The sequence below is a fragment of the Daejeonella sp. genome (assembly GCF_049655485.1).
Taxonomy (GTDB): domain Bacteria; phylum Bacteroidota; class Bacteroidia; order Sphingobacteriales; family Sphingobacteriaceae; genus Daejeonella.
In genome coordinates this window covers 1-8,787 of record NZ_JBASJU010000013.1, presented here as the reverse complement: position 1 = coordinate 8,787, position 8,787 = coordinate 1, and the positions used below count along the sequence as shown (strand labels likewise).

At 41.3% G+C, this 8,787-nt stretch carries 10 protein-coding genes; 4 read left to right on the top strand and 6 right to left on the bottom strand.

Annotated elements, in window-relative coordinates; all coding sequences use genetic code 11:
* Nucleotides 1-151: 151 nt before the first annotated feature.
* Nucleotides 152-1,456: an amidohydrolase gene (locus tag WBJ10_RS00665; protein ID WP_424287621.1), complete on the bottom strand. Its 1,305-nt coding sequence runs from the start codon at nucleotides 1,454-1,456 to the stop codon at nucleotides 152-154.
* 134 nt (nucleotides 1,457-1,590) lie between these two features.
* Between WBJ10_RS00665 and WBJ10_RS00660 the strand changes: the two genes are divergently transcribed.
* Complete coding sequence (locus WBJ10_RS00660) at nucleotides 1,591-2,904, top strand: alpha/beta fold hydrolase (RefSeq protein ID WP_424287619.1); 1,314 nt, start codon at nucleotides 1,591-1,593, stop codon at nucleotides 2,902-2,904.
* 100 nt (nucleotides 2,905-3,004) lie between these two features.
* Here the strand turns inward: WBJ10_RS00660 and WBJ10_RS00655 are convergent, their stop codons facing one another.
* The 3 genes from WBJ10_RS00655 to WBJ10_RS00645 all read right to left on the bottom strand — a co-directional run bounded on the left by WBJ10_RS00655 (nucleotide 3,005) and on the right by WBJ10_RS00645 (nucleotide 5,371).
* Nucleotides 3,005-4,234 (bottom strand): MFS transporter, encoded by a 1,230-nt coding sequence (locus WBJ10_RS00655; protein ID WP_424287617.1) that lies wholly within the window; start codon nucleotides 4,232-4,234, stop codon nucleotides 3,005-3,007.
* A gap of 82 nt (nucleotides 4,235-4,316) precedes the next feature.
* A complete protein-coding gene (locus tag WBJ10_RS00650; protein ID WP_424287615.1) occupies nucleotides 4,317-4,838 on the bottom strand; it encodes a MarR family transcriptional regulator in 522 nt (173 codons plus the stop codon).
* Between the two features lie 125 nt (nucleotides 4,839-4,963).
* Complete coding sequence (locus tag WBJ10_RS00645; RefSeq protein WP_424287613.1) at nucleotides 4,964-5,371, bottom strand: hypothetical protein; 408 nt, start codon at nucleotides 5,369-5,371, stop codon at nucleotides 4,964-4,966.
* A 182-nt stretch (nucleotides 5,372-5,553) separates the two neighbouring features.
* On the opposite strand from WBJ10_RS00645, the gene WBJ10_RS00640 reads away from it, so the two are divergent.
* The 3 genes from WBJ10_RS00640 (at nucleotide 5,554) to WBJ10_RS00630 (ending at nucleotide 7,970) form a co-directional block, all read left to right on the top strand.
* Nucleotides 5,554-6,354, top strand: coding sequence for a tRNA pseudouridine synthase A (locus WBJ10_RS00640; RefSeq protein ID WP_424287611.1), 801 nt, complete (start codon nucleotides 5,554-5,556; stop codon nucleotides 6,352-6,354).
* A 70-nt stretch (nucleotides 6,355-6,424) separates the two neighbouring features.
* Nucleotides 6,425-7,264 (top strand): DUF2911 domain-containing protein, encoded by an 840-nt coding sequence (locus tag WBJ10_RS00635; protein WP_424287609.1) that lies wholly within the window; start codon nucleotides 6,425-6,427, stop codon nucleotides 7,262-7,264.
* Between the two features lie 28 nt (nucleotides 7,265-7,292).
* Entirely contained in the window at nucleotides 7,293-7,970 is a 678-nt protein-coding gene (locus tag WBJ10_RS00630) for an MCP four helix bundle domain-containing protein (protein WP_424287607.1), read from the top strand.
* On the opposite strand, the gene WBJ10_RS00625 is transcribed toward WBJ10_RS00630, so the two are convergent.
* Together WBJ10_RS00625 and WBJ10_RS00620 are read right to left on the bottom strand one after the other, a co-directional pair.
* A complete protein-coding gene (locus WBJ10_RS00625) occupies nucleotides 7,967-8,164 on the bottom strand; it encodes a hypothetical protein (protein WP_424287605.1) in 198 nt (65 codons plus the stop codon). The two genes, WBJ10_RS00630 and WBJ10_RS00625, sit on opposite strands and share 4 nt — an antisense overlap.
* Nucleotides 8,165-8,231: 67 nt before the next feature.
* Nucleotides 8,232-8,525 carry a hypothetical protein gene (locus WBJ10_RS00620; protein WP_424287603.1) on the bottom strand — a complete coding sequence of 98 codons (294 nt, stop codon included), beginning with the start codon at nucleotides 8,523-8,525 and terminating at the stop codon, nucleotides 8,232-8,234.
* Nucleotides 8,526-8,787: the final 262 nt, after the last annotated feature.

Genomic DNA, 8,787 nt, shown 5'->3' with positions numbered 1-8,787 from the left:
TACCGTTTTGAAAAGCTGGTCATTAAAATACATTTTTTTATTTAAGATTGCTTTCAGGAAGTAATCAGAGGATTGTTTTGGAAAAATGTACCCCGCTTACGGTCTTGACTCTCGGTTCCTGGTTCCTGGTTCTCTGGAGGTACATCGGTGCCTATTTCCCCATCTCCATATAATCAAGCGTCAATCCGGTTAAAGTTTTTACTCCTAATTTAAACGAGCTTTCGTCAATAAAGAAATCCGGAGTATGGTGTGAAGGTGCTGTATTCGGATCCTTGCCCTTAGTCATCCCGCCAAGGAATAAAAATAAGCCCGGCACTTTTTCCTGAAAGAAAGAGAAATCTTCTGCACCTGTAACCGGCGGCACGACATTAACATTTGCCGTCCCTGCAATTCTTTTAAGAGAGGGTAACATCTTTTCCGTTAAGGCTGGGTCATTATAAGTTACGGGGTAGCTGGAACTATAGGGAAGTTTAACTTCCGCGATTGCTCCGTTGGCTTCAGCGGTATTTATTACTATCTGCCTTATCCTATTCTCTATTAACTTCCCGTCAGCAGCACTTAAATATCTCATGGTACCTAACATTTCTGCAGTTTCGGGAATAATATTGGATCTGACGCCCGCGTGGATAGATCCGATAGTAACCACACCAGCATTTTCGGTAACATTCAGGTTTCGGCTTACTATGGTTTGAAGGTTGTTCACAATTTGAGCAGACACTACAATCGGGTCAATGGATGCCCATGGAGATGCGCCATGTGCCTGACGGCCTTTTACGGTGATCTTCATATCCTTAACACCAGCCATCATGCCACCTGATTTATACGTTATTTGGCCCGCTTCAGTCTGCGCCCAAATGTGTAATCCGAAAACCACGTCAACCTTCGGATTTTCTAACACGCCTTCTTTAACCATCAGCTCTGCCCCACCCTCTTCGCCCACTGGTGCACCTTCCTCTGCAGGCTGGAAAAAGAATTTCACGGTACCCTTAAGATCTGCCTTCATTCCCGATAGAATTTCTGCAACACCCATAAGTATTGCTGTGTGGGAGTCATGACCACATGCATGCATTACTCCAACTTCCTGGCCATTATATTGGGTTTTCACATTAGATTTAAATGGCAGATTGCCTCGTTCAGTAACCGGAAGCGCATCCATGTCTGCACGAAGCGCCACAACCGGGCCGGGTTTGCCCCCTTTCAGAATCCCAACCACCCCGGTTTTGGCAACCCCGGTCTTGACTTCAATACCAAGGCTTTCCAAATGCTTCGCAACAATACCGGCGGTTCTTATTTCATTATTCCCAAGTTCCGGATGTTCATGAAAATCGCGACGCCATGCAATAACTTTAGATTCTACTTTGTCGGCAGCCAGGCTTACCTTGTCTTTTGTATTTGTTGTTTGAGAGAAAACTGGGAGAGAATAAATGAGAAAGGCGGCGATAAAAAGTTTTTTCATTTGGACGAGCTATGATTTGAAACTAAATTAAGAAAAATCCGGGTTAATAAAGCCTGGTTTCTTCTATGCTTTAGGGCGCGTTAATCCCGCCGCTTTTTCCTTATCTTTCGCGCTCAATCTGGACTTAACATTTCATGAAATCTTTTAAAATAATTATTGCACTTCTTTTCCTAAGTCAAATCACTTTTGCGCAAAGCATAATTAGTCTGATCAACCGTGCCGACTCCTTTTTTGAAACAATGAATAATGGGAAATTTGAAGAGGCACACGGCTTCTTTGATGAAAGTGTTAAAGACAAAATAAGTGCTGATGAACTTAAGCTGTTTTGGCTAAGGCTGGGTAATAGTCTGGGAACCTATGAATCTGTTAATGGGGCGCAAAACAGAAGCCAGGGCGAGTTTTATCAGGTAACGTTAAACTGTGTTTTCACGAAGGGCAATCAGGGATTCACATTTATCTTCAACAAATCAGAGAAACTGGTTGGTTTCTTTGTTGCACCAACTGCTTCAGAAGCTTTCTACGTCGAACCTGCTTACGCTGATACAAATCTATACCACGAAAAAGAAGTCGAACTTAAATTTGATGGCGGGCAAATGGCTGGCTTACTGACAACTCCTAAAAACGGGACTAACTTCCCGCTTATAGTATTTGTACATGGTTCAGGGCCATCCGATATGGACGAATCTGTCGGCCCAAATAAACCCCTTAAAGACCTTGCAGCAGGCTTGGCAGCAAAAGGTATTGCGAGCATACGATACGTAAAACGGTCAATGGTGTACCCCAACTATTTTACTAAAGCATTCACAGTAAAAGAGGAAGTTTTAGATGATGCACTAACCGCGGTGGAAATAGCGAGAAACACCCCCGGTATCAATAAAAGCCAAATATATGTTATGGGACATAGTCTTGGCGGGATGCTTGCACCGAGGATTGCGGCCCTTACACCCGATCTTGCAGGTATAATTCTGGCTGCTGCGCCTGCACGGAAATTGTCAGATTTAATAGCCGAGCAAAATAAGTACCTCTATGTTTCTTCCGGCGATACTACCGCAATTATGAGACTGCAATTTGAGGAAACTTCTCGGGAGATTGATAGAACTAGACTATTGAAATTAGGTGATATCGCTCCCGATTCTGTCATACTTTCGGCTCCAGCCGCATATTGGATGGATATCAATAATTATGATCAGCTGGGCTCCGCCAGGAAAATCAAAAACAGAATCCTGGTGATACAAGGTGAAAACGATTTCCAGGTTTCTGTTCAGGACTTTAATATGTGGCGAACAGCCTTAGCGTCGAACAAAAATGCTTCTTTCAAACTTTATCCCGACCTCAACCACCTTTTATCTTCTCAAAAGCAAAAAGGAAATGGAATGCAATATCGTATTCCGGCAAATGTCTCCCCAAAACTTATAGAGGATATCGCGGTTTGGATTAAAGGGAAATAGATTAGGATTCTGTCTGGAATAGGATTTTGTCTTGAATAGGATTCATAGGATGATAAGATTATAGGATGCCAGGCGCAATGGGAAAATGGCTATAATGTTCTTAACGTCCTTTTCTGCCAATATCAGGGAGAAATCCAGTGATAAGGCCTATTAACGGCAGATAGGCGCAAACGCTATAGACATACTCTATACTTGTGCGGTCGGCTAATGTACCCAGGAAAGCCGAACCCACTCCGCCCATTCCAAAGGCAAAGCCAAAAAATAATCCTGAAACCATCCCCACTTTACCCGGGATAAGTTCCTGCGCATAGACCAGAATCGCAGAAAATGCTGAAGCAAGTATGACACCTATCGGTACAGTTAAGACAGCCGTCCAAAACAAATTTGCGTGAGGAAGTAGCAGAGTAAAGGGGGCTACCCCAAGGATAGAGCCCCAAATAACATATTTACGGCCGATTTTGTCGCCAAGCGGCCCGCCTATTAATGTTCCTGCAGCTACAGAGAATAGAAAAATAAATAAGTAAACTTGCGAGCTTTGAACTGATACACCGAACTTATGAATAACATAGAAGGTGTAGTAACTGCTCATGCTAGCGAGGTAGAAATATTTAGAAAATATTAGGGTTAGCAGTATGATGACAGAGATTATAACCTTTTTCCTGGAAAGTGTGTGAACAGGGTGTGTAGTTGCAGCCTTTTTGGCGATCGATGAAATTTTTAGTTTGTACCAGCCGCCGACATTTACAAGTATTATAATTGCAAGTAAAGCCAGAACCGAAAACCACATAACGTTTGATTGTCCATAAGGAACAATAATTAAGGCCGCCAAAAGTGGCCCTATAGAACTTCCAGCATTTCCTCCTACCTGAAAAACAGACTGAGCCATACCCCTTCGTCCGCCGGAGGCCAAACTCGCCATTCTCGATGCTTCAGGGTGGAAGATTGATGATCCTATCCCGACAAGGGCGACTGATAATATCAGCATTTCAAAGTTTGAAGCCTGGGATAGTAAAACCAGGCCAATCAAACTGAACCCCATCCCAACGGCTAATGAGTAGGGCTGGGGCTTACGGTCAGTATAGAGTCCCACAAAGGGCTGCAGGATCGAAGCTGCCATTTGAAAGGTCAAAGTGATCAGACCTATCTGAGCAAAAGTTAACTTAAAAGAAGTTTTTACGATTGGATAGATTGCTGGGATTAGCGACTGAATAGTGTCGTTGAGAAGATGCGCGAAACTTATGGCAAAAAGAATGGGAAACACAGTTTTCCCGGCAATATCCTTTACTTCTTTCGCCGGAATTTCCCCGGATCGCTGTACCTTTTCATTCATTCTGCTGCAAATATCTAAGGAAGAAGGTATAAAGCGAATAGGATTTTGAAAAAATTTTTGTGTGTAGGATACACCAATTTATTCATGCCCTGTTTTGAAGCGTTTCCCGTATGTGCCAAACGGCCTTATTTTTATCGGATATATCGCCTATGCGTATAATGTCGCAAAGTGCAAGAAGTTTGTAAAGGACGTGGTCTTTTTTAACAGCTTTTATTACCGTTGGATATAAGGGCAAAATGCTGGGACCCCGTTCTTTCCCCATGTCATCAGCCCAAACTAATTTTTCTTCTGATGAAAAACTAAGGTAAAGAGATGACTCGGAGTGTGCAGTAAATATTCCTTTCATTACCGGTCCTAGGTGTGCCGGGAACACATATTGAAGGCCGTGCTCCAAAAACTTCAAAAATGGTTCCTCATTAACCACTCTGCTATCTGGCATTAATAAGCCTGCAATTAACGAACGATTTATTGATTCGCTAACTTCCGATGCACTGATATGTAGTTTAGAAGATAAATCTTTAATCCTGCATCCTTCCTCACTCTCGATTGCTAATTTCAAAAGTATGATCACGTCCTGGGGACGCATACCTTTATGTTCTTTCATACCGAAAGATACAACTATTGTGGATTCGTATTTCGCGAACCGGAAAAAATGTGGAAAAATTACTGAAACAAATCTTTCTGGACGCGTGTTACCATAAGTTCATTTTATTTCCGGTGCTATTGATACTAGGTTAGCGGTGCTCCTACCTCGATATCACATCGGTGCCCGGGCATCCCATGAGCGGGATTAATTTTAACGCCAGCGGCTGATGGCGCGGGAGCGTTTTGTTGGGGTGCCGACTGTGCCGGTACGGGATTCATTTTAATAGTTGGAGGATTTTGAACGGGAGCTGCCACACCTGAGTTAGCGTTAATTGGAGCTCCGACAGGTAAATCGCATCTGTGGCCTGGAAGCCCGTGCGCTGGATTAATAGTAGGCGAGGCAGACGGAGTAGCCGGCAGATCTGCGGGGTGACCATGGCCATCCCCTTCATGATGAACCTCTGGACTATCTTTTTTTTTGTCGCTTTGAACTACCGTTATGATAGTGGCCCCAGCCAGGACTATGCCTGCGATTATAAAGATGGTTCTCATAATAATATTGATAAAAAACTGTTGTGATACGGAACTCACGAAGTTACAAAATATTTAAACATCAGCTTGTAACAAGATCGTCATTTCACAAAGGCAGAATACATGAAGACGTATTGATCCTACTGGGAAATCAATTGAAAATCGCCCTTTAATTTGATAGCTTAGCGTGCTAAAATTTTCAATTGAGATATTTCGTACACATATCCTATAAAGGAACACGTTACTGTGGCTGGCAAAACCAGCCTGATAAGCTAAGTGTGCAGGAAGTACTTGAAACCACTTTAAGTAAACTATTAAAATATCCGGTCACCGTGTATGGCTGTGGTCGTACAGATGCCGGGGTCCACGCCAGCCAATTCTTCTTTCATATTGATATTGAATATGAATGGAATTTTGATTTATTTTTCCGGTGGAATCGTATTCTTCCGGATGACATTGCTATTTTCGACATCATACCTATGGATGGGCAACCCCATGCCCGATTTGACGCGGTGCTTCGAACATACGATTATTTTATTCACACATACAAAGATCCATTTTTAAGCGAAAGCAGTGCTTTCTACCTGCTTCCTGAACTAAATTTAATCGAAATGAAAAAAGCAGTTACACTGCTGCCAAAATACAATGATTACCGGGCGTATTGCAAATCGCCCAATAAGAACGAACATACCATCTGCAATGTTTCTGCAGCTAACCTATTAATTAACGACGCAGGAAACCGGATTCGCTTTCAAATCTCGTCAAATCGTTTTCTTGGGCGTATGATCCGAATTCTAAGCAAAAAGCTGATTGAGATAGGTAGCGGGACTATGAGCGTTGATGAATTCGAGAGCCATTTGATCACAAAAAAGACCCCGAATCTGATTTTACCTGCACATGCTTCGGGTCTATATCTTTCAAAAGTAAGATACCCTTTTCTGGACCTCCCTGTTAAAGGGTATTTTCTAAATGAAAGCACAGAAAACTCTTGGTTTGAGATATAGTTCGAATAGAAATCCAATCCAATATTTGTTCAATAATAATTGACTATTTTTATACATCAAAATTTAACATATGAAAAAGTTTTTAGTACTATTTAGTTTAAGCCTTTGTTGCTTATCGCTGCCCGTTTTGGCGCAGCTCAAAATGCCACAAGTGAGCAGTTCACAAACTCTAATACAGGAATTTGGCCTTGGCAGTGTCACCGTCAAATATTCGCGGCCCAATATGAAAGGCAGAAACATTTTCCGGGATTTAGTCCCCTTCGGTGAAGTATGGCGGACAGGCGCAAACACGGTAACAACGATAAGTTTTACTGAGGATGTTACGCTAGAAGGGCAGGCAGTAAAAGCCGGCGAATATGCATTGCTCACCATCCCGGGTAAAGATTCATGGACGATCATTCTTAATAAAGACACAAAGCAATGGGGAGCATATACATACAAAGAAGCCGATGATGTACTGCGTTTTACCGCCAATCCCACAAAGTTGAAGGATAATGTTGAAAGTTTTACTATTTCATTCAGTGATGTACTACCCAACTCCGCAAACTTAAATTTAATGTGGGCAACCACTAAAGTGAGTATCGGAATGAAAACCGATATCGACAGCAAAATAATGGCAAATATTGATGAAGCTATGAAGGGAGATGTGAAACCTTATATGCAGTCAGCAGTATACTATTACGATAATGGTAAAGATCTTTCAAAAGCACTTGCGTGGATGAATTCGGTTGCCGCAGCTGATCAGAAAACTCCATGGTATAATTACTGGAAAGCAAAAATTCAGCTAAAGATGGGTGATAAACCCGGTGCGGCAGTAAGCGCTAAAACTGGGCTCGAAATTGCAAAAACAATCAACAACGCTGAATATATAAGATTAAACAATGCGATTTTAGCTGAAGCCAGTAAATAGAAAGGTTTTTGGCATTAATCTCATTCGAATGAAACTGGCTTTCGCTATTCAACGTAAAATACGGCTGGCAATCATGCTAGCTGTATTAATGCTGTTTATAATAGTCTTCAGTTTATTGGAGTCTTATAATGTAACACGAATTTCGAAGTCATTTAACTCTATTTATGAAGATCGCTTAATTCCGGCAGTTGACTTGTTTTCGATTGCTGATCATATCCATAGTAAAAGGAACCAGCTATTTACTTTTCTCTTCACGGAAAATATCAGCTCTTCGGCAATAGAAAATTATATCAAAGAAGAGAATCTAAAGCTGGATAAACTTATCAGCAAATATGAAAGCACTCATCTTGTTAGAGCTGAAACAAATTACCTTGCGAGGCTGAAAAAGAATTTGAGTGATTACAAAAGAGATGAATTATTGCTGATTGAGACTGCCGTTGCAGATAAAGAAACGGCGAAAGAATTATATCTTAGCACCACAGTTCATCTCTATAATAATCTCACAAAAGACCTGATGAAACTTACTCAAGTACAAACAGAGATCGGTAGAGAGTTATTGAGGGAAAGCCAGGAAAGCCAGACGAGTTCAGGCTTTATTTCACAACTTCAATTTGTGATTGCTATAATTCTGGGATTGATTATTATGATCCTTGTCATAACTGATAAGCAGGTGAATATTCCTCAGGAGAAATATAAGTTAAACTAGTATTTAACAATATAACCAGCTTCTTCAATCGCTCTAATAATATCAACTTTAAGAAGCGAGTCCTGGAAAGTAACTGCTGCGCGACCATTTTCTGTAGTGATGTTAACTACATTCAACTTTTTTATAGAGTTGCATACTTCAAGCTGTTTATAAAGCTTGGTCATGGTTGGGATTTCAAAATGTATAGTTCTCATCAGATTCAAAATTTAATACACTGTTAAGACGCCCGTGGGTGTGAAAGTGCTACAGATAAAAAAGAAATTATTGTATACCAAGTTCAACTGTCTCTGTAGATGGATCACCCCATACAAAAGGTGCCACCGGAACAAAGGCAAATTTTGCTTTTATATTACCTAGATGCTCAGGTACCTCTTCGTTAGAATCGCCATAAACTATTGGAGCAACAGGCACCGTCAAGAGCGTTGTTGGTACTTCTGATGGGTCTCCCAATTCGAAGGCAGCTACCGGGACAAAGGCATTCTTTGCTTTTATATATTTCAAAGAAGCAGGGGCTTCAATCAGCGGACTTTCCCAAACGCTTGGAGCTGCCGGCACATTTGATTTGATTTTATCGGTATTAGCGAAAGAGAAAGAGTTAGAAGAGTGTTTAAAGTTTTCATATCGTTTTATTTTTAAGTTATTTCCTTATTTGCTTGATCAAAAGTATATCGACGGAGCCGACTACGAAATAGGTATTAGGCAGGGGAAGGAAAGAACTCGGTAAACGAGGGGAAAGTAGCGGTGAAAATTATTTGTTCGATATGAAAAATTCGGTTAATAAAAATCCCCCAGTTCGAACGAATGGGGGATTTAATAG